Origin of the sequence: Pseudomonas sp. Z1-12, from assembly GCF_051132015.1 — a bacterium.
Taxonomy (GTDB): domain Bacteria; phylum Pseudomonadota; class Gammaproteobacteria; order Pseudomonadales; family Pseudomonadaceae; genus Aquipseudomonas; species Aquipseudomonas zanjanensis.
This window is the reverse complement of sequence record NZ_CP071647.1, coordinates 1,261,455-1,279,623: the sequence shown is the minus strand read 5'-3', so window position 1 is coordinate 1,279,623 and position 18,169 is coordinate 1,261,455. Positions and strand designations below refer to the sequence as shown.

Below are 18,169 nucleotides of genomic sequence, written 5' to 3'. Positions count from 1 at the left end.
CGAGCAAGCTCGCTCCCACAGGGACTGCGTCTAGCCGGCTGGTTTGTTTAAGGCAGCAACACCGCACGGCGCGCATCGCCAAGAATGTCGACGCCGTTGAGCACGAACTTCTGGGTGCGCACGTCGATGTCGATCACCGGCACGCCGTTTTCCAGGCGGTTGTAAGTGCGGCAGGACAGCTCAAGATTGGTCTTGGGCTTCTCATTCATTTTCAGCGGGGTTTCCTCGAGGGATTTCAACTTGCCGCCCACCGTGTGATAGGTGAACCAGGTGTTGCCGTCCTGGTCCTGGCCGGCTTCACGCACGTTGAGCAGAATGTCCTCGCCCACCGTCACGCCCAGCGCCAGCATGACTTCCGGACCGAGGCCTTGCAGGGTCAGCTTGGCCGTCAGCACCTTGCCGCCCTTGGCCATTTCCTCGCCAATGAAACGGCCGCCACGCATCTCTTCCATGTCGAATTCGATTTTCGGCGGGGTGAAATCTTCCACGGTCGCCGACAACGGCAGGCCTTGCAGGGTGGCCGCGATGGCCTGTCTTACGCGGTTGGTAAACATTAGAGAACGTCCTCCAGGAACTGCTCGATGATTTCATCGCGGGCATTGAGTTGATAAATCATGTGTTCGTTCGGCGCGTAGCGGCCGTAGTCGATGACCACGTACCAAGTGCCGTTCTTGTACTTCTCGACGCTGTTCAATTCCGGGTGCAGGTACACGCTGCCGCCGGGAATGGTTTCGTCGGCCACCAGGGTTTGCAGCCAGTCATTGATGCGCTTGACCTCCTGGTCCATGAACGACTTGGTCAGGTTCTTGGCCATGGCTTTCTGGCCGGCCTTCACCAGCTTGCGGCTGATGGCATCTTCCAGGCCGACGTAGCTGATGAACTTACCGGTGATGGAACGGTTGCCCAGCAGCGAGAAGCCGCCAAGGATGGTCCGGGCGTAGTAGCTGACGCCGTAGCGGTTGAGCAGATCGCCTTCGGTGGAGGTGTCGAGGATGTTGTATTCGACGGTGCGCGAAACGTCCTCGGCGAAGGTCACCTGGTTGCCCGGGCTCTCCCACTGCTTGACCTTGGCAAGCGCGGCGATGGCCAGGCTCGACGGGGCCAGGAAGACGTTTTTCTTCGCGGCCTTGGAGTACACCGCCGGCATGTTGTGCACCACCAGGCAACGGTCGAAACCGAGGTCGGCGCCGCCCAGTTCCTGGCTGTAGGTCACCTGGTCGGCGACCGAGGCGTCCTTGCCATCGAGCACCACACGGGCCTTGATGCGCTTGCCAAACGAAGCGAATTCGCTGGCCACGGCCTTGGTGCCGGTGAAGCCCGGCGCGCCGATGATGGTCAGGTCTTCGGCCACGCCACTCAACGCGGCCAGGCCCAGCTTGCGCCCGGTCTGCGCCTCGATGCCGCCGATCACGTTGTTCTGCGTGTCGGCCAGGGTCGCGCCCTCTTCGACGATGACCACATAGACCGGCACCTTGACCACTTTGAGGATCTGGTAGACCGCCTGGAACAACGTACCCGCCTCGGCACCGGTCGGGTCCAGCTGGGCCTGGGTGGTGAAGCTGTTGATACGGAACGGGGTGTTTTTCGGAATCAGCGGGTTGGCATTCGGCGCGGTGCCGACCAGACCGATGACGTTGTCACCCAGGCCACCCATGGCCTCGGGAGATTCGGTGGCATTGACGGTAATGCCGTTGTGCTCGAAGTTCAAAACCTCAGCCATGGTTATTCAGCCTTTTTGGTGGTGGCCTTTTTGGCCGGGTTGGATGCAGGAGCCGGTTCGACGGCTTCGGTTTTTTTCAATGCCAGGCGACCGGCGCTGTGCAAGGCGTTTGCTTCGACGTCGAGCAGATCGAGTTCCTGGCCGACGGTCGACCAGTGCCCGCCTCCGGTGGGGAATGGGAGGAGCACGGTGTAGGTTTGGCGTAGTGCCATTTCTGTTTCTCCAGATATGAAAAAGCCCCTTTGAGGAAGGGGCTGTTGGGTTTTGGATGGGTAAGAAAACGCCCCGTCGGTGCGGGGCGTTTATTGGTGTTGCATAGCCAGCCAATCAGGCGTTGGCGGCCGATGGTCTATCAGTGGAAACTCGCCGGCCTGCGGCCAATTACGCAAGTCACGACGGTAGGTTTGCAGCGCCCCGTATTGATTGGCGGTCAGCGTAGTTACGGCGCCTTCCTCCAATTCGTCGCGGTGCCGCGTAACCATTTGATCCGTAGCTAATAGTTCACCATCGCGCCACACACGCTCTTGCTGCACCAGCTGAGCAAAGGTGGGCAACGGCGGGTCAATTAGCACCGGAAAGCCATCATCATCCCACGCAATAACCTTACCTTCCGACTGACCCGCCAGCAGCTCAGCATGTTTCTCACCGGAGACTTCAACCACGTCATCAGGCATCGACACGTGAATAGTTGCATCGTAGAAACCGCGAGTTGTTTTTGAAGCGAACATAGACTGCTCCTTAATAACCAATGGCCATGTACTTCCAGTTAGCAGCAATAGATCCCGAGCTTCTTACGTGGGTCACTCGTGCCGAAGTGCTGTCGCCGGAGAAGAACTCGGAAATCAATGGCGAGTTAGACGTATTGAGCTCAATCGTGCGAGACCCAGTGACACATAAAACTCCGTTCGGAAAAGCAATAGGGTATGACACAGCGGTCGATGTAACAGTGGTGGTACAGGTTGCACTCATCATGCCCCACTGAACAATCAAGCCGCTTGGTAACTTCTGATACCCATTAGCTGTCAACGCACCTCCAAAAACCGAGGCGTATTTAAGAGCCATAGCCCCACCACGCAAACGCCACGTCCCTGACACTTTCACGAACTCGGCGTTATCCCCCGTACCCAGAACGACCGTAGTCACTGCCATGAGCGGGGAAGCCAAAACGTCAGTGCCGGCCGCCAGGACAGTAACGGCAGGAGCCCCAGCGTTCACTACCTCGACCGTAGCGCCCTCAGCTACCCCGGTGGTCGGAGGCAACGTAATGTTGATCGGCGTAGCGGATGAGACGGATACAACGCCGCCAATGTACGACGCCCCGAGTGCGGTACTGACCGTAAGCGGGACAAAAACCGAATACTCGACACCCATCCGTTTTGCGAAGGCAGTACTCGCCAATCTGAGAGAGCTATCGAACTGGGGTGGTGTCGGCGCCGTTGGATTGCCCCCAAAGGCTGGCGACAACAAACGGGCATACCCTGCCGTAATGTCTTGGAACATCAGCGACGTCGTTCCCAATACGATCGAGCCATCAGTAATGAGCTGCCAGATCGTATCGGCAAGCGTAGCCCCCGTTTCCACGGAAACAATAAGCGCCGAGGTGACATCGGCATTCGAATCAGCATCCTTAGCCCGAATCCAAGCACCGTTCGCAACCACGTAGATACCGTTGTCTTTCGCCAAAGTCTGCGACTTGACAAGCACCCGGTCCCCAGCCACCACGGCAACGCCGTCGACGGTCTGCGCACCGCTCAGCACAATGTTTGCTGTCGTCGCCACCCGCACAGACTGTTTCCTGTCGAGCTTGGCAAGCTCATCAGCGACATAACTTGCGACCCATGCCCGCGTCGCCTTGACCACCGTATCGTCAATCAACAACGTCACCAGTTCCGCATTGCTGGTCTCGAAAATCGAACGGATATAAAACTCTTTCCCTGAGCCCGAAGTGGCCAACACTGGCTTGAACGACTCTGGATATTTGATGATCGCGTACAGAATCCCGGTATCGGTCCATAAGCCGGCTTCGCGCACATACCAACCGCCTACATCAGGCGGAATGGTCACCTCAGCCAGCAGCCAACTCGGGTTTTTTTCGTCCTGGAACAGCGCATTGAGTGGTCCACGCCAGACCTCGCGCTTGAGTGCGGTGGCGGTCGCCGCCGGGTTGTAGACAGCACCCCCGCCGTCACCGACGGAAATCTGCGACAGTTTGATCGGTAGGCCCGCTGCCTTGCAGGCGGTTTCGTAGGCAATCCCCGCGTCAGTGAGCAGGGTGTAGTAGTCGGCCATTTAGGACCCCTGTGGATAAATAGTGGAGGTTTCGACGGTGTAGAGCCCGGCAGCGGTGAAGGCTTGGCCCGAGGCTTCAAGGCCATCGATGACGGCGGGATAAACCGTGGTCAGTTCACCGCACAGCGTCGCGGCGCCGATAACGTGACGGCCGAAGGCACTCAAGCCGACGGAAACTGTCAAGGTGTCGCGCTCGCTTTTGGCGTCGGCCAGGCGACGATCGAGACGGGCGTCGATGGTTTCGCTGTAGGGCTGATCTGTGAACGCCCTGACGGAAAAACTATAGGGCGGGCCCGGTGGCGTTTGCTCATACCAAGCCCGCACTTCAGGCCTCAATCGCAGCCCCTTGGCGGCGTTTTCCAGCGCCGTTCGTGTACCGGCTTGTCGAGCGGTAGGCCAGGCGAGTTCGACCGTCAGGCGTTTTTCCGCCTCCGCCGCCTCGGAACTCCACTCCTTGACCCCACGATCCGCCGCCAGATAAGGCAGGAACGCCAATGTCGTTCCACGTGGATTCATCAATTCGGGAAACGGCGGATCGACGCGTTCCAGCAGCCGGGCAAACCCGAGATCCAGCGCCCGCTCCAGCGGTGAGCTGTTGACCGGCAGCAGGCCCGGGCGAGGTGTGTCGTCACTCATAATGTATCCACCTCGACCTCGACACCCGTGCAGTACGGCGCCTGGAAAGCCGTCGTCACAATCGGCGCAAGCGGTTCGAGAATCTGCAGCTGAACGGCGCCAGCGCTGTGCAGGGTGTAGTCAATCCAGCTCGGGTCCACTCGGCCTTCCAGGCGATGGCAGGCCTCGGCATAGTCCAGCAGTTGTTGTTGTGCGGCAGCCTGGGTCAGGCCCGAGTCAGGCCCGGGATTGATCTTCGCCACGACGCGGATTTTGTAAGGTTTGATTTGCGCGGCCTGCACGATGACCAAGTCCGTCTCGGGCCGTACATCCGGTCGGGCGAAGTGCTCGCGGACGCCGTCGAGCAACGCCTCGGACGGCGTTCCATTGCCGTCGCGGGACAGCACCGTGACCGTGACTTCGCCGGGCGCGGTACGGCGTCCGTTACCGTCCTTGATCTGGGCGGCGTAGCTGTCCGGGTCGAAGGTGTAGGTGACCGTCACCACACCCGCCGAGGCGTTCTCGACTTTTACGACGGGACGCTGCCCCAGGGTAAAAATCTCCCGCCGATACTGCATGCGCGAGCCAGCCGCCGGCGCATGGGGCGCCAGGTAGTAGCGCAACCGCGCATCGTCATCGCTCTCGTAGACCGGGGGGACGGGCGGGAATGCCGCCGGGTCGCCCGGGTCGAGCAATTGGCGTTCGAGCCCCATGTCCGCGAGGCGAGCGTCGAGATTGGTGCCGGTGGCCCACCACGCCAACATCTGCTTGATGCGGGCGTTGTATTTGCGTTCGTGGGTTTGCAGCCGGACACAGAACGCCTCGAGGGCCAGGGTCAACAGTTCGCTTTCGTTCTCGAGGCTGTCCACCAACTTGGCGGCGCTGGCGGGAGAGCGTGCGGCGACGTACTCGACCACGAAGGTCTTGAACTCGGCGAGCAAGTCCTCGAACGCTTCGACGGTGACGATGGCCGGTTCGGCCAGTTGGTTCTGGCCGGGTATCAACATGCTCATGTCACCACCTCGAATGTCTGCTTGCGGTTTTTCCAGGTGCCGGCGAAACGCAGCAGCAATCCGGCACCGTGCCGGCTGGCGACGATGACTTGGGGCTCGAAATCATCGATGCCGTTGTGGGGGTTGTAGAACGCTTGGGCCGCATGGCTCTGGGCGAGGATCAACAGATCGTCGCCGAGGTTCTGCCCCAGCAACTGGGTGAGTGCGCAGCCATACAACGGGCGCTTCTGGCGGGTGCCCAACGGCGTGGTCAAGGCACGGGTGGCGCGCTGCACGAACTGCAGCCAGTCGTCGACCGTGGCGCCGGTATTTCGATCGATTCCAATCATGAGGAAGTCTCTTATGCGGTACTGATGACGCGTCCCTGGTGATCCACCACCGGGCCGCTCAGGTGCACACCGGAGGCGTCGAGCCGAATGCCGACGGCGCCCAGTTTTAATTCGATGATTTGCGGCGTCATCACCAGACTCGATGGGCCAATGCTCAACTGGAGCGATTCACGGGAGCCGCTGAACGTCGCCGGGCCGTTCTTCCAATGCAGGACATGGCTGGCGTGGTCGTAGCCGTTTTCCGTGCCGTCTTGATAGAGGCGACGCGTCAGCGAGGCCTGTGTCGAGACGGGCGGGAACTGACCGCCATTAAGGCCAAACAACGCCACCGCCTGCCCACCGCTCTCGCCGCCGCCATGGTTGAGTAACAGGCATTGCTCGCCCACGGAGGGAATCCGCGACTCGCTCTGGGCGCCGGCGCTCGGGTTGAAAAAGCGGATCGCCGGAGTGAGCAGTCCGCCATGGCTGACTTTGCACGTGTTGCTGGCCGCATCGACTTCCTGGCAAACGCCAATGCGGCAGAAACTCTCCGCACGTCGATGCAAGTCTTCCAGCTCGGTTTCCATCTGCGCCAGGCGCTCGATGATCGGCCCCAGATGCATCCGTAACAGCGCATCAAACATGGCTTAGCCCTCAAGTGCGGTGTATTGGTCCGGGTCGTCGATGTTCGACACTTCCCAGGTGCGGGCAAACTTCGGGATGCCCAACGGGTCATCCAACAGCGTCGGGCCGAGGTACAAGGTTTGGCTGAAGGAAAGGGTCCAGGCGGTGTACGACCTTGTCGGGTTGATGAACGTGGATGGCAGGCCATCGATCTCCGTGGGCAAGTCGCATTGATCGCCCGACAGACCCCAGCGGTTATCCATCACCAAGTGCTTCAACTCAGCGGCCAAATCGCAGGCCTCCCATCCCGGAACGGCCATGACCACTTGCAGGGAAACCGTCAGGAGATGGGCGATACGCCCATTGTTGGCGCGGTGACCGGGCGCATCACGCTCGATGGCAATCAGTATCCAGGGTTGATCGTCGGTGCCATCGAACTCCTGAGGGCTGCCGACTTTCAAGGTGGGATAAGTGGTGCGCAGCGTCTGGGCAATGGCCGAGAACAACTGCGACGGTTTTTCGATAAGGGCAGACATTGATCGCCTCCTTGTGTAGGGATCAGCGCTGTCGATTCACGGCTGGTCGGGAGGAACGTCTCGCGGAGGGACTTCGCACACGCCGATCCGCTTGGCGACCCAGCGCTCGTAAAGACCGATGGCCACATCGGCACCGGCCATGGCGGTCAGGCAACCCAGGGCGCAAGCGCTCCAGATCGACATCCCGAGGGCGTACAACAGCATGGTTGCCGATACGCCGCAGACCACGCAGGCACCGGAGCGCAGAACCACGCGGCGCAGCAACGGCCAGCCACGGGCGCCCTCCTTGTCGGCGCGCCACATCTCGCCGGACACCCCGCCCACCAGGGCGAGCACGATGACCAGCCAGATCGGCATGTCCAGCAACGCTTGTTGCTCGTTTGTCATGTCAGGCTTCCTGGGGGGTGAGTGATGAACGTTTGGAGACAGGCGACGTTCTACAGTCGCTCAACGATGACGTTGTCGATGAAAGCGAAATTGACGTAAGGATTCTGTTCGTTGGAGAAGGCCAGGGTTGTTTGAGTGGTGGTCGCGGTAAAGTCCAGGGTCATGGTGGCCCATTCGACCACGCTGCCTCGGGCCGCAGGTGTGTTGAATGTTGTGGTTTGCCCGGCGACTTTAACCTGGACAACACCTTCCCCGGAGCGGTTGGCGTAAACCGAATTACCTGCGCTGAACGTCAAGCGATATTTTGCGCCGACCACCGTGGCGAAGTTCTGTTGAATCCCTCCTCCGTTGCTGTAAACGCTGTTAGCCAGATCGACAATCACCACACCTTCAGGCGCTACGGAACCACGGATCGAAGCGGCGACATTGAAGTACTCCGCCCCAGACAGGAACGTTGTCCAACCGGTGATGAAATCGGCCTGTCCCGTCGTATTCAATACACAACTGTCAGCGCAGCCCGGCTGTTCGAAGCTGCCGTTGATCAGAAGATTGGCCGCCGTGGCGTTACCCGTTGCGCTGAAAAAAGCGAAGGCCAGCAGGAATGGAGCCATGGTTTTTTTTAATGAGTTCATGGTGATACCTATTGAGTCGAATGATTGTTCGCGGAAGATTCCGCTCTCATGTCGCTCAAAGGCGATGGCTCGAGGCTCGCGGCCTTCACATGATTCAACGTCCCGCACCGGGAACACTTGATCTGGAGTTCGGTGTTCTCGCCCATGCGGGCCAGAAGTTTTTTACAGTGACCGCATCTGAAATCCTTCAGCATCAAAAGCCCTCCCATTGGCGGCGGTTTGAAGTGCCTCGCGGCACAGGCATTCCAAAAAGCCCGGTTGCCCAGGCTTTTCAGTAATGCGCTTGATCTTTCGGCGCGACTGGCGCGGTACGGATCCATTCAAATTGTTCCTCCGGCCGCGGTCCCTGCCCGCCGGATAACTGCTTCTGGTGCTTTACGCTGCACACCCGGGCCAGTTGCCAACCCTCTGAACCGTTAAGGCCGGTTCATCGCTGCCTGTTGATGGAACTAAAGAGCTTTGTTGCCAGCCGCTTTGTCGAGCGGCTTGGACACAGAATATGCATGGATGCATATACAGTCAATGCGTAAATGCATTTATTTATGCGTTCCGAATGCGCAAATGCATGAAGCCCTTGTAAATGCGAGGGGCGCAGGTTTCAGGAGGCGAAAAAAAACCCGCTCGGCGGCGGGTTTTATCTGACAGCGGAGGGGTTAACGGGCGTACATGCCCCACCAGAAGACGTGACCGAGGATGACGATTTGCTCGTCCTGCATTTCCTGGAACGTGTAGTCCTCATCCGGGTGTTCATCGCGATTGAAGCTACGCAGGCGGATGCCGGTGGGCAGGCGGTAAAGCTGCTTCACTCGCAGTTGGCCGTTGTGATTGATGGCGTAGAGGTCACCGTCGACGATGTCGCCGATCCCGCATTTGCCCGCATTCACCCCGACCGTGGCGCCGTCGCGCAGCACCGGCAACATGCTGTTGCCGCGCACCGTCACGCACTTGGCCTGGTCGAACTGCACACCGTTGTGGCGCAGGCTGCGCTTGCCGAACCGCAGGCTGGAGCGTTCGCTCTCCTCAATGACGAATCTTCCTGATCCAGCAGCCAATTCAACCTCACGCAGAAAAGGGACCGACACCTCATCTTCTTCGACGGGTGTTTCGTCGTCCCACAGGCTTATGTCCTTGAGTTCGGAATGCGGCTCGTCGCGGCGGGCATTGCCGACGGGCACAACGTCGGCGCGCCCGCGTAACTGGTCGGTGCTCACGGCAAAATATTCGGCGATCTTCGAGATGTGTTTATCCGAAGGGTCGACGATCTTGCCGCTGAGGATCCGCGAGAGGGTGGACTGAGGCACGCCGGTACGCCGGTGAAGCTCCGTGGGGGAGATCCCGTGCTGATCGAGCAATGCTCTTAATACGGTCGAAACGTTGCGTTTTTGCATAACGCGCATGATGCTTGTTCTTTTTGCAGAAGACAAATGCTGTTTTGCATAAATATGCAATATGTATGAGCTGTCGAGTGCAACGAGGCTGCGATCTTTCCCCAGACACTTGAGTCTCAAGCGAAAAATCAAAAGATCGCAGGCTTCGCCAGCTCCTACAAAAGCCAAACCCTCCTACCTGGGATTTGCCCCTACACGTCCCTAAGAAAAGACTTCAAGCCCGTCCTTCAAATATGCGACACAAGGCTACGTTTCCTTGCGCCTCTGCCTACAACTACGCCAGAATCCGCCGGCTTGTGCGCCTTGGGGGCCACCGGTACTTTTGATCCGGTCACTGCCCATCAGTGATCGGGTTTAGTAGCCCGGTATTTCCAAGATGTACATCGCTCCATCCAAGTCAGGTATTCCCATTCCTGCATTCGATGGTAGCTGTGCGCAGGGCGCCCTCGGGTGCGCCGGTTTCTTGGATCCCCGGTCTACTAACCTGCGTACAGCTGCCACCCATTTCGTTTAGTAGCGAATCGGTGATGGCTCCCACTTCGAGGATCCAAGCATCATGAGCAAGAACACTCCAAATCCCCCAGACGATCACGTCTCCCGCAGCCAATCGGCCAACGCCAAGAAACTCGACGACGCGGCCACCCGCGCCCTGGACTATTACCTCAAGCCGAAAACCGACAAGGAAACCGCTGACACGCCCGACACCCTTTTCGTCATCGCCCCCAACGTCGACGCCGAATGCCTGCTCGCCAACCTCAGCGAAACCCTGGCCTCGGCCAATGCCATGGTCAGTGACCTGGCATTCGACCTGAAAGGCTCGCGGCGGAATATCTTGCTGGGGGTTCAACAGATGATCGAGTTGAGCCAGTTGCTGGCGAACCGGGCGTTGGATGTGGTTGAGGTGAGGTAGCACTCATGATGCAAGCCAAGACCTAAGAGAAACCCGAGTCATCACTGTGGGAGCGAGCTTGCTCGCGATGGCGGTAGTCCAGTTACAATTAAGTTGTATTGGCAGCCGTCATCGCGAGCAAGCTCGCTCCCACAATTGGATCAGGGTACAGCCGGAGAAACAGGTCGGCTGTAAGGCCGCCTCGCGAGCAAGCTTTGCTTCCACAGATATGATGGATGTACGACCGGGAGAGCCAGGTCGGCTATCAGGCCGCCTCGGTTTTGTTTTTGATCTGGCGCGCCCCGTTAACCACGATGGCTGAACGGAGGTATTGCGCAGTGGGCAACCCGGCATGGATGCCGGGTTAGCCGCGCTGGGCCATGGATGGCCCTTCGCGGCGGGCCCACGGAGCAATGCCGGAGTGAGGGCATGCCGAGCCTAGGCGAGGCACCGAGTGGTGGGGCAAAAGCGCTTTGGTTACTTTCGCGCTTTTCGAAAGTGACCCGCCGTCAGGGCGGAACCATAAGCAGCCGTTACCCAAATAACGGATATACACCCCACCCCAAAAACCAGCTCACATATGGGTAGCACCAGACCGCCCATGTTAACCTTGCGCCCATCGCGGAAAAGCCGGGCCAATGCCCCTCCTTTTGCCCCACACCTTTCAACGAGCTTCCCTGACACCCATGAATACCGCCGTGAACGACCTGTCCTCCCACACGCCGATGATGCAGCAATACTGGCGCCTGAAGAACCAGCACCCCGATCAGCTGATGTTCTACCGCATGGGCGACTTCTACGAGATCTTCTACGAGGACGCGAAGAAAGCCGCCAAGCTATTGGACATCACCCTGACGGCGCGTGGGCAATCGGCGGGCATGGCGATACCGATGTGTGGGATTCCTTACCACGCGGCGGAAGGTTACCTGGCGAAGCTGGTCAAGCTCGGCGAATCCGTGGTGATCTGCGAGCAAGTCGGCGACCCGGCCACCAGCAAAGGGCCTGTCGAACGCCAAGTCGTGCGGATCATCACACCGGGTACAGTCAGTGACGAAGCCTTGCTGGATGAACGCCGGGACAACCTGATCGCCGCGGTGCTGGGCGATGAGCGCCTGTTCGGCCTGGCGGTCCTGGACATCACCAGTGGCAATTTCTCGGTGCTGGAAATCAAGGGCTGGGAAAACCTGCTGGCGGAGCTTGAGCGGGTCAATCCGGTCGAACTGTTGATTCCCGATGACTGGCCCAAAGACCTGCCAGCAGAAAAACGCCGTGGCGTACGTCGGCGGGCGCCGTGGGATTTCGAGCGCGACTCGGCGCTGAAAAGTCTCTGCCAGCAGTTTTCCACCCAGGACCTCAAGGGCTTCGGTTGCGAGAACCTGACCCTGGCCATCGGCGCGGCCGGTTGTCTGCTGGCCTACGCCAAGGAAACCCAGCGCACCGCCCTGCCCCACTTGCGCAGCCTGCGTCACGAGCGCCTGGATGACACCGTGGTGCTGGACGGCGCGAGCCGACGCAACCTGGAGCTGGACACCAACCTGGCCGGCGGGCGCGACAACACCTTGCAATCGGTGGTCGATCGCTGCCAGACCGCCATGGGCAGCCGCCTGCTGACCCGCTGGTTGAACCGTCCGCTGCGGGACCTGACGGTACTGACAGCGCGCCAGTCTTCCATTACTTGCCTGCTGGACCGCTATCGCTTCGAGCAGCTGCAACCGCAGCTCAAGGAAATCGGCGACATCGAGCGGATCCTCGCGCGTATTGGCCTGCGCAACGCCCGTCCCCGTGACTTGGCGCGCTTGCGCGATGCCCTCGGCGCGTTGCCTGAACTGCAGGTGGCGATGACCGACCTCGAAGCGCCGCACCTGCAACAACTGGCACAAACCACCAGCACCTACCCGGAGCTGGCCGCGCTGCTGGAAAAAGCCATTATCGACAACCCGCCGGCGGTGATCCGTGACGGTGGCGTGCTGAAAACCGGCTACGACGCCGAACTCGACGAGCTGCAAGCGCTGAGCGAGAACGCCGGCCAGTTCCTGATCGACCTCGAGGCCCGGGAAAAAGCCCGCACCGGACTGGCCAACCTCAAGGTCGGCTACAACCGAATTCACGGTTACTTCATCGAACTGCCAAGCAAACAGGCTGAGCAGGCCCCGGCCGACTACGTCCGCCGCCAGACCCTCAAGGGCGCCGAGCGTTTCATCACCCCGGAACTCAAGGCGTTTGAAGACAAGGCGCTGTCGGCCAAGAGTCGCGCCCTGGCCCGGGAAAAAATGCTCTACGAAGCGCTGCTCGAGGATCTGATCAGCCAATTGCCGCCCTTGCAGGACACCGCCGGCGCCTTGGCGGAACTGGATGTGCTGAGCAACCTGGCTGAACGGGCCTTGAACCTGGACCTCAACTGCCCACGCTTCGTCAGCGAACCATGCATGCGCATCAGCCAGGGTCGTCACCCAGTGGTCGAGCAAGTCCTGACCACGCCGTTCGTGGCCAACGACCTGAGCCTGGACGACAACACCCGCATGCTGGTGATCACCGGTCCGAACATGGGCGGTAAATCCACCTACATGCGCCAGACCGCGTTGATCGTGCTGCTGGCCCACATTGGCAGCTTCGTCCCGGCGGCCAGTTGCGAATTGTCCTTGGTGGACCGCATCTTTACCCGGATCGGCTCCAGTGATGACCTGGCCGGTGGGCGCTCGACATTCATGGTGGAAATGAGCGAAACCGCGAATATCCTGCACAACGCCACCGAACGCAGCCTGGTGCTGATGGACGAAGTCGGCCGCGGCACCAGCACCTTCGACGGCTTGTCCCTGGCCTGGGCCGCGGCCGAACGCCTCGCGCACCTGCGGGCCTATACGCTGTTCGCCACCCATTATTTCGAACTCACCGTATTGCCGGAAAGCCAGCCGCTGGTGGCCAACGTCCACCTCAACGCCACCGAGCACAACGAGCGCATCGTCTTCCTGCACCACGTGCTGCCCGGCCCGGCCAGCCAGAGCTACGGCTTGGCGGTGGCGCAACTGGCCGGCGTGCCGAGCGAAGTGATCAGCCGTGCCCGCGAGCACCTGAGCCGCCTGGAAACCACCAGCTTGCCCCACGAAGCACCACGCCCGACTAAAGGCAAACCGGCCGCGCCACAGCAAAGCGACCTGTTCGCCAGCCTGCCGCATCCGGTGCTCGATGAACTGGCCAAGCTCGATGTGGACGACCTGACGCCACGTCGGGCACTCGAATTGCTCTATACATTGAAAACACGGATCTAACGCACAGGCTTTCAAGCTGTTAGAATCTCGCGCGGTTTGGGATGCTGCGGGCTATTAGCCTGGTTCGCAGACTACCGCTCCCAAACCTCGCGACCCCGCCGTGAAGGGGCTTCGCGACAGCCGCCTGAGGAGAGAATTAGAAATGACCTTCGTCGTCACCGACAACTGCATCAAGTGCAAGTACACCGACTGCGTAGAAGTGTGTCCGGTGGACTGCTTTTACGAAGGCCCGAATTTCCTGGTCATTCACCCGGACGAGTGCATCGACTGCGCCCTGTGTGAACCGGAATGCCCGGCAAATGCCATTTTCTCGGAAGACGAAGTGCCGGCCGGCATGGAGAATTTCATCGAGCTGAACGCCGAGCTGGCGGACATCTGGCCGAACATCACCGAGAAGAAAGACGCCCTGCCAGACGCCGAAGAGTGGGATGGCAAGACTGGCAAGATCGCAGACCTCGAACGCTGATCATCCCTGCGTTCGTCGAAAAGGCCCCTTGCGGGCCTTTTTGCTTTTTCGGATTAAGAAATCGCAGGCAAAAAAAGGGGCGGTTTGACCCGCCCACATTTTTTCCCTAATCCCTTTAATCCTATTCATCGTCCTGATGAATCGCATCCTGCGATGTCCTTCCGTTCCCATCGTCCTTGACGGGTGTGTCTGTCCGTCGACACAGGGCTGATATTAGTGTCTTCCCAGGCGAGTGCAACGCGGGTGATACAGGTGGCTTGCTCGGTCACACTATGTTCACCAAATAATTTCCCTTATAAATCATATGAATACGAAAAGATCACGGCGTTTATAGCGGTCTGTCCCGGCGATGAGGAACCGATCGCTTACGCAACACTAGGCAAAAGCTTACAAGCTGAACCTATAAATGGAGCTGGGTTGGGGAAGCGACCCTCTGGAAACGCAGAAGCTTCGAACCTGTTGGTCTATCGTTTTACGAGGGAGGTTCATGGGTGGTGTGTATATCCGTTGCTGCGGTAACGGCCACTGGCGGTTCCGCTCTTACAGCGGGTCACTTTTGGAAGAGCGCCAAAAGTAACCAAAAGCGCTTTGCCCCACCACTCGGCACCTCGCTTAGGCTCGGTGTGCCCTCACTCCGGCATTGCTCCGTGGGCCGCCGCGAAGGGCCATCCATGGCCCAGCGCGGCTATCCCGGCATCCATGCCGGGATGCCCACTGCGCAATGCCTGCGTTCGGCCAGCGTGGTTTAACGGGGCGCCCAGATCAAGATCAAAATCCAAAGCAAGAGCAACGGCAACGGCAACGGCAACGGCAACGGCAACGGCAACGGCAACGGCATGAGCGGGGCACAGGCCGACATCTATGTGGCTGAGCCACCGCTATCGCGAGCAAGCTCGCTCCCACATTGGATCTACAGCAGACACAAAACCCATACACATCGCAAAACCTGTGGGAGCGAGCTTGCTCGCGATGGGGCCAGCACATTCAATTATCATCGACGGTAACGCCGGCTTCACGAGCAAGCCCGCTTCCACAGGGCGGACGCCGTCTCGCCAAGAACCAGGTTGGCTACAAGGCCACCTCGTTTTGAAACGAATGCCCCCCCAAACCCAAGCCCAAAAAAACGGCACTTCCCGTTTCTGGGAAGCACCGCTTTTTTCAAACTGCACAGCATCACCGCCAGTCAGGGCGCGTTTCTGCTGCACTTACCTCGGTGTTACTGAAACAACGACTCGCTCGACAAGCCGTTCTTCTCCAGGATCTCCCGCAAACGCTTGAGACCTTCAACCTGGATCTGCCTGACCCGCTCACGCGTCAACCCAATCTCCAGCCCGACATCTTCAAGCGTGCTGCTTTCGTGCCCCCGCAAGCCAAAGCGGCGAATCACCACTTCCCGTTGCTTGTCGGTCAACTCCGAGAGCCATTGGTCGATGCTCTGGGACAGGTCATCATCCTGAAGCAGTTCACACGGGTCAGTGGGCCGATCGTCCGTGAGGGTATCCAGCAAGGTTTTATCCGAGTCCGGCCCCAGGGAAACGTCTACCGAGGAAACCCGCTCGTTAAGCCCAAGCATGCGCTTGACCTCACCCACCGGTTTTTCCAGCAGGTTGGCGATTTCCTCAGGTGAAGGTTCATGATCGAGTTTCTGGGTCAACTCACGGGCGGCCCGCAGGTAGACGTTCAGTTCCTTGACCACATGAATCGGCAACCGGATCGTCCGGGTCTGGTTCATGATCGCCCGTTCGATGGTCTGGCGGATCCACCAGGTGGCGTAGGTCGAGAAACGGAAGCCGCGCTCAGGGTCGAATTTCTCGACGGCGCGAATCAGGCCCAGGTTGCCCTCTTCGATCAGGTCCAGCAGCGAAAGCCCGCGATTGACGTAGCGTCGGGCGATTTTCACCACCAGGCGCAGGTTGCTTTCAATCATGCGTTTTCGACCGGCCGGGTCACCACTTTGCGACAGCCGCGCAAAATGAACTTCTTCCTCGGGGGAGAGCAGTGGCGAGAAACCGATTTCGTTGAGGTACAGCTGAGTGGCGTCCAGCGCCCGGGTGTAATCGATGTACTTATGTTGTTTAAGTGAAGCGGAGTGTTTGGATTTGGCACGAACGGAAGGTGGAGTCGCCCCTTCATCATTCGACATCGAATCCATAGCGATGCCGGTCTCCATAAGGAGAACCTCATCGTCGATGTCAAACTCCGGCACTTCTTTACTGAGAGCCATTGTTATAGTCCTTTGGTGAGTTCGACCTCAAGCTCGAGCGACGCCTTTATCCTTGGCAACGCTGGAGCCTGTTCCCTCTACGTGACGGAACAGGCTGACAATCAAATCAACGACGTGGCAGGAATTGCAGCGGATCGACTGGTTTACCTTGCCGGCGAATCTCAAAATGCAGTTTCACCCGGTCTGTTCCCGTTGATCCCATTTCGGCAATTGTCTGTCCGACCTTGACCTGCTGCCCCTCCCGAACCAACAGCCTGCGGTTGTGACCGTAGGCACTGACGTAGGTATCGCTGTGTTTGATGATGACGAGTTCGCCGTAGCCCCTCAAACCACTCCCGGCGTACACAACCGTGCCATCAGACGCAGCTAAAACAGGCTGTCCCAAATCCCCGGCGATATCAATTCCTTTATTCAAACTACCGTTTGAAGAGAATTTTCCAATGAGAACGCCATTAGAAGGCCATCCCCAGCCTGTCGGGGCGGGGCCTGCGGGAGGCATCGGAGCGGGGGTCGGTTTGCTCGCGACGGACGGTACTACAGCCGTTCCAGCCCCCGCTGGCCGGCGGATGACCGTGGTTTTGCTCGACGACGAAGGCGTCGAACCCGATTGCGTCACCACCGCGGTAGGCGTTGAACCGCTACGGCCATCGAAACGAATCGTCTGACCGGGGTGAATCGTATAAGGCGCAGGAATGTTGTTCCGCGCCGCGAGGGCCTTGTAGTCCCAGCCGTAGCGAAAAGCGATGGAAAACAGCGTATCGCCGCGACGGACTACATATTGGCCGGTCGTTACCGTAGGACGTTGAGGTGTTGCGCTGTTGCGATCGACAACCCGGACATTGCTCGACGGCGTACTGGAACAACCGACCAGCAAAGTGCTCAAGACAAGGCCAGTCACCAGGCGCTGAAAGCTCGTGATACCCATACGCTGCGCAATGACTGTGAGACTCACCCGCCGCTCCCTTTGTGGTGGCTGAAAAATTGGAGGCTGCCTGTCCAGGCAGCGTTCATACAAATATAGCTGGCGACGACTGCGCCTCTATTAATGAAACGCAATTCACCACCGCACACGTTTGCTCGACGCCATTGGGCTCTGTTCAGCGAATCGATACCGCTGTGAGACACAGGCGTGGCCACGGAATTCAGCGTCTGTATATAAATGCTCAGGCCAACGGCCCATTGAGTAACGGCACAAACCGCACCGCCCCCAGGACGTGTCGCGAAAAACCGTGTTCCTCGCGCACGATCAGCATCAGTTGCTGAACCTCACCGGCGCCCACCGGGATGACCAGCCGTCCACCGGGGGCGAGCTGATCCAACAGGGCTTGAGGCACGTCGGTGGCAACGGCGGTGACGATGATGCCGTTGTACGGTGCCAAGGCCGGCCAACCTTCCCAGCCATCGCCCCAACGAAACACCACGTTGCGCAGGTTCAGTTCCACCAGGCGCTCCTTGGCGCGATCCTGCAGGACCTTGATCCGCTCCACGGAAAACACCCGTTCGACCAGTTGCGACAACACCGCCGTCTGGTAACCCGAACCGGTGCCGATCTCCATCACCTTGTCCAGCGGTCCCGCCTCCAGCAGCAACTCACTCATGCGAGCCACCATGTACGGCTGGGAAATGGTCTGGTTGTGGCCAATCGGCAACGCCGTGTCTTCATAGGCGCGATGGGCCAGGGCTTCATCGACGAACAGATGGCGCGGCGTGCGGCGGATCACCTCCAACACTTGGGCGTTGGACAGGCCTTCTTCGTAGAGACGCTGGATCAGTCGTTCACGGGTGCGCTGGGAGGTCATGCCGATTCCACGG

21 protein-coding genes are annotated in these 18,169 nt (G+C 59.4%); 4 read left to right on the top strand and 17 right to left on the bottom strand.

The genetic code is table 11. The features are described from left to right. Nucleotides 1–47 precede the first annotated feature (47 nt). From J3P85_RS05575 to J3P85_RS05515, 13 genes are all read right to left on the bottom strand, one after another. Nucleotides 48–554 (bottom strand): phage major tail tube protein, encoded by a 507-nt coding sequence (locus J3P85_RS05575; protein ID WP_186705528.1) that lies wholly within the window; start codon nt 552–554, stop codon nt 48–50. After that, a complete protein-coding gene (locus J3P85_RS05570; RefSeq protein ID WP_207965431.1) occupies nt 554–1,720 on the bottom strand; it encodes a phage tail protein in 1,167 nt (388 codons plus the stop codon). Before J3P85_RS05570 ends, J3P85_RS05575 begins: the two co-directional genes overlap by 1 nt. 2 nt (nt 1,721–1,722) lie before the next feature. Then, nucleotides 1,723–1,932, bottom strand: a complete 210-nt coding sequence (locus tag J3P85_RS05565; protein ID WP_434705155.1) for a hypothetical protein — start codon at nt 1,930–1,932, stop codon at nt 1,723–1,725. A 90-nt stretch (nt 1,933–2,022) separates the two neighbouring features. After that, nucleotides 2,023–2,448 (bottom strand): tail fiber assembly protein, encoded by a 426-nt coding sequence (locus J3P85_RS05560; RefSeq protein ID WP_434705154.1) that lies wholly within the window; start codon nt 2,446–2,448, stop codon nt 2,023–2,025. Nucleotides 2,449–2,458: 10 nt separating this feature from the next. Further along, nucleotides 2,459–4,009, bottom strand: a complete 1,551-nt coding sequence (locus J3P85_RS05555) for a phage tail protein (protein WP_434705153.1) — start codon at nt 4,007–4,009, stop codon at nt 2,459–2,461. After that, the gene (locus J3P85_RS05550; RefSeq protein ID WP_434705151.1) at nt 4,010–4,645 is read right to left on the bottom strand and encodes a phage tail protein I; all 636 of its coding nucleotides are present in this window, start codon (nt 4,643–4,645) and stop codon (nt 4,010–4,012) included. Next, nucleotides 4,642–5,637: a baseplate J/gp47 family protein gene (locus tag J3P85_RS05545; RefSeq protein WP_434705150.1), complete on the bottom strand. Its 996-nt coding sequence runs from the start codon at nt 5,635–5,637 to the stop codon at nt 4,642–4,644. The genes J3P85_RS05550 and J3P85_RS05545 overlap by 4 nt, the downstream gene beginning before the upstream one ends. Further along, complete coding sequence (locus tag J3P85_RS05540; protein WP_207965436.1) at nt 5,634–5,966, bottom strand: phage baseplate protein; 333 nt, start codon at nt 5,964–5,966, stop codon at nt 5,634–5,636. Before J3P85_RS05540 ends, J3P85_RS05545 begins: the two co-directional genes overlap by 4 nt. Before the next feature lie 11 nt (nt 5,967–5,977). Then, nucleotides 5,978–6,589 (bottom strand): phage baseplate assembly protein V, encoded by a 612-nt coding sequence (locus J3P85_RS05535; protein WP_411386620.1) that lies wholly within the window; start codon nt 6,587–6,589, stop codon nt 5,978–5,980. A gap of 3 nt (nt 6,590–6,592) precedes the next feature. Then, nucleotides 6,593–7,105 carry a hypothetical protein gene (locus tag J3P85_RS05530; protein WP_434705147.1) on the bottom strand — a complete coding sequence of 171 codons (513 nt, stop codon included), beginning with the start codon at nt 7,103–7,105 and terminating at the stop codon, nt 6,593–6,595. 36 nt (nt 7,106–7,141) lie between these two features. Then, a complete protein-coding gene (locus tag J3P85_RS05525) occupies nt 7,142–7,492 on the bottom strand; it encodes a phage holin family protein (protein WP_123342521.1) in 351 nt (116 codons plus the stop codon). Between the two features lie 50 nt (nt 7,493–7,542). Beyond that, entirely contained in the window at nt 7,543–8,124 is a 582-nt protein-coding gene (locus J3P85_RS05520; protein ID WP_434705146.1) for a DUF642 domain-containing protein, read from the bottom strand. A gap of 8 nt (nt 8,125–8,132) precedes the next feature. Next, the gene (locus J3P85_RS05515; RefSeq protein WP_264083862.1) at nt 8,133–8,270 is read right to left on the bottom strand and encodes a Com family DNA-binding transcriptional regulator; all 138 of its coding nucleotides are present in this window, start codon (nt 8,268–8,270) and stop codon (nt 8,133–8,135) included. Between J3P85_RS05515 and J3P85_RS05510 the strand changes: the two genes are divergently transcribed. After that, nucleotides 8,214–8,402: a hypothetical protein gene (locus J3P85_RS05510; protein WP_434706452.1), complete on the top strand. Its 189-nt coding sequence runs from the start codon at nt 8,214–8,216 to the stop codon at nt 8,400–8,402. The genes J3P85_RS05515 and J3P85_RS05510 overlap by 57 nt on opposite strands. Nucleotides 8,403–8,777: 375 nt before the next feature. Here J3P85_RS05510 and J3P85_RS05505 read toward each other — a convergent pair whose 3' ends face one another. Next, nucleotides 8,778–9,512, bottom strand: coding sequence for a LexA family transcriptional regulator (locus J3P85_RS05505; protein WP_028237204.1), 735 nt, complete (start codon nt 9,510–9,512; stop codon nt 8,778–8,780). A 556-nt stretch (nt 9,513–10,068) separates the two neighbouring features. Between J3P85_RS05505 and J3P85_RS05500 the strand changes: the two genes are divergently transcribed. The 3 genes from J3P85_RS05500 to fdxA all read left to right on the top strand — a co-directional run bounded on the left by J3P85_RS05500 (nt 10,069) and on the right by fdxA (nt 14,133). After that, nucleotides 10,069–10,422 carry a DUF6124 family protein gene (locus J3P85_RS05500; protein WP_434705145.1) on the top strand — a complete coding sequence of 118 codons (354 nt, stop codon included), beginning with the start codon at nt 10,069–10,071 and terminating at the stop codon, nt 10,420–10,422. 677 nt (nt 10,423–11,099) lie between these two features. Then, nucleotides 11,100–13,667: a DNA mismatch repair protein MutS gene (mutS, locus tag J3P85_RS05495; RefSeq protein WP_434572064.1), complete on the top strand. Its 2,568-nt coding sequence runs from the start codon at nt 11,100–11,102 to the stop codon at nt 13,665–13,667. 142 nt (nt 13,668–13,809) lie between these two features. Next, complete coding sequence (gene fdxA, locus J3P85_RS05490) at nt 13,810–14,133, top strand: ferredoxin FdxA (RefSeq protein ID WP_030139464.1); 324 nt, start codon at nt 13,810–13,812, stop codon at nt 14,131–14,133. 1,216 nt (nt 14,134–15,349) lie between these two features. On the opposite strand, the gene rpoS is transcribed toward fdxA, so the two are convergent. The 3 genes from rpoS to J3P85_RS05475 form a co-directional block, all read right to left on the bottom strand. Beyond that, entirely contained in the window at nt 15,350–16,357 is a 1,008-nt protein-coding gene (gene rpoS, locus J3P85_RS05485) for an RNA polymerase sigma factor RpoS (RefSeq protein WP_003198289.1), read from the bottom strand. Between the two features lie 106 nt (nt 16,358–16,463). Beyond that, on the bottom strand, nt 16,464–17,309 hold the full coding sequence (locus tag J3P85_RS05480; RefSeq protein ID WP_186705515.1) for a peptidoglycan DD-metalloendopeptidase family protein: 846 nt from the start codon (nt 17,307–17,309) through the stop codon (nt 16,464–16,466). Between the two features lie 211 nt (nt 17,310–17,520). Next, nucleotides 17,521–18,156, bottom strand: a complete 636-nt coding sequence (locus J3P85_RS05475) for a protein-L-isoaspartate(D-aspartate) O-methyltransferase (protein WP_170862085.1) — start codon at nt 18,154–18,156, stop codon at nt 17,521–17,523. Between the last annotated feature and the right edge of the window lie 13 nt (nt 18,157–18,169).

Coding starts and splice junctions, on each gene's coding strand:
- J3P85_RS05575 (WP_186705528.1), bottom strand. CDS start 554: ATGTTTACCAACCGCGTAAGACAGGCCATCGCGGCCACCCTGCAAGGC.
- J3P85_RS05570 (WP_207965431.1), bottom strand. CDS start 1,720: ATGGCTGAGGTTTTGAACTTCGAGCACAACGGCATTACCGTCAATGCC.
- J3P85_RS05565 (WP_434705155.1), bottom strand. CDS start 1,932: ATGGCACTACGCCAAACCTACACCGTGCTCCTCCCATTCCCCACCGGA.
- J3P85_RS05560 (WP_434705154.1), bottom strand. CDS start 2,448: ATGTTCGCTTCAAAAACAACTCGCGGTTTCTACGATGCAACTATTCAC.
- J3P85_RS05555 (WP_434705153.1), bottom strand. CDS start 4,009: ATGGCCGACTACTACACCCTGCTCACTGACGCGGGGATTGCCTACGAA.
- J3P85_RS05550 (WP_434705151.1), bottom strand. CDS start 4,645: ATGAGTGACGACACACCTCGCCCGGGCCTGCTGCCGGTCAACAGCTCA.
- J3P85_RS05545 (WP_434705150.1), bottom strand. CDS start 5,637: ATGAGCATGTTGATACCCGGCCAGAACCAACTGGCCGAACCGGCCATC.
- J3P85_RS05540 (WP_207965436.1), bottom strand. CDS start 5,966: ATGATTGGAATCGATCGAAATACCGGCGCCACGGTCGACGACTGGCTG.
- J3P85_RS05535 (WP_411386620.1), bottom strand. CDS start 6,589: ATGTTTGATGCGCTGTTACGGATGCATCTGGGGCCGATCATCGAGCGC.
- J3P85_RS05530 (WP_434705147.1), bottom strand. CDS start 7,105: ATGTCTGCCCTTATCGAAAAACCGTCGCAGTTGTTCTCGGCCATTGCC.
- J3P85_RS05525 (WP_123342521.1), bottom strand. CDS start 7,492: ATGACAAACGAGCAACAAGCGTTGCTGGACATGCCGATCTGGCTGGTC.
- J3P85_RS05520 (WP_434705146.1), bottom strand. CDS start 8,124: ATGAACTCATTAAAAAAAACCATGGCTCCATTCCTGCTGGCCTTCGCT.
- J3P85_RS05510 (WP_434706452.1), top strand. CDS start 8,214: ATGATTCAACGTCCCGCACCGGGAACACTTGATCTGGAGTTCGGTGTT.
- J3P85_RS05515 (WP_264083862.1), bottom strand. CDS start 8,270: ATGGGCGAGAACACCGAACTCCAGATCAAGTGTTCCCGGTGCGGGACG.
- J3P85_RS05505 (WP_028237204.1), bottom strand. CDS start 9,512: ATGCAAAAACGCAACGTTTCGACCGTATTAAGAGCATTGCTCGATCAG.
- J3P85_RS05500 (WP_434705145.1), top strand. CDS start 10,069: ATGAGCAAGAACACTCCAAATCCCCCAGACGATCACGTCTCCCGCAGC.
- fdxA (WP_030139464.1), top strand. CDS start 13,810: ATGACCTTCGTCGTCACCGACAACTGCATCAAGTGCAAGTACACCGAC.
- rpoS (WP_003198289.1), bottom strand. CDS start 16,357: ATGGCTCTCAGTAAAGAAGTGCCGGAGTTTGACATCGACGATGAGGTT.
- J3P85_RS05475 (WP_170862085.1), bottom strand. CDS start 18,156: ATGACCTCCCAGCGCACCCGTGAACGACTGATCCAGCGTCTCTACGAA.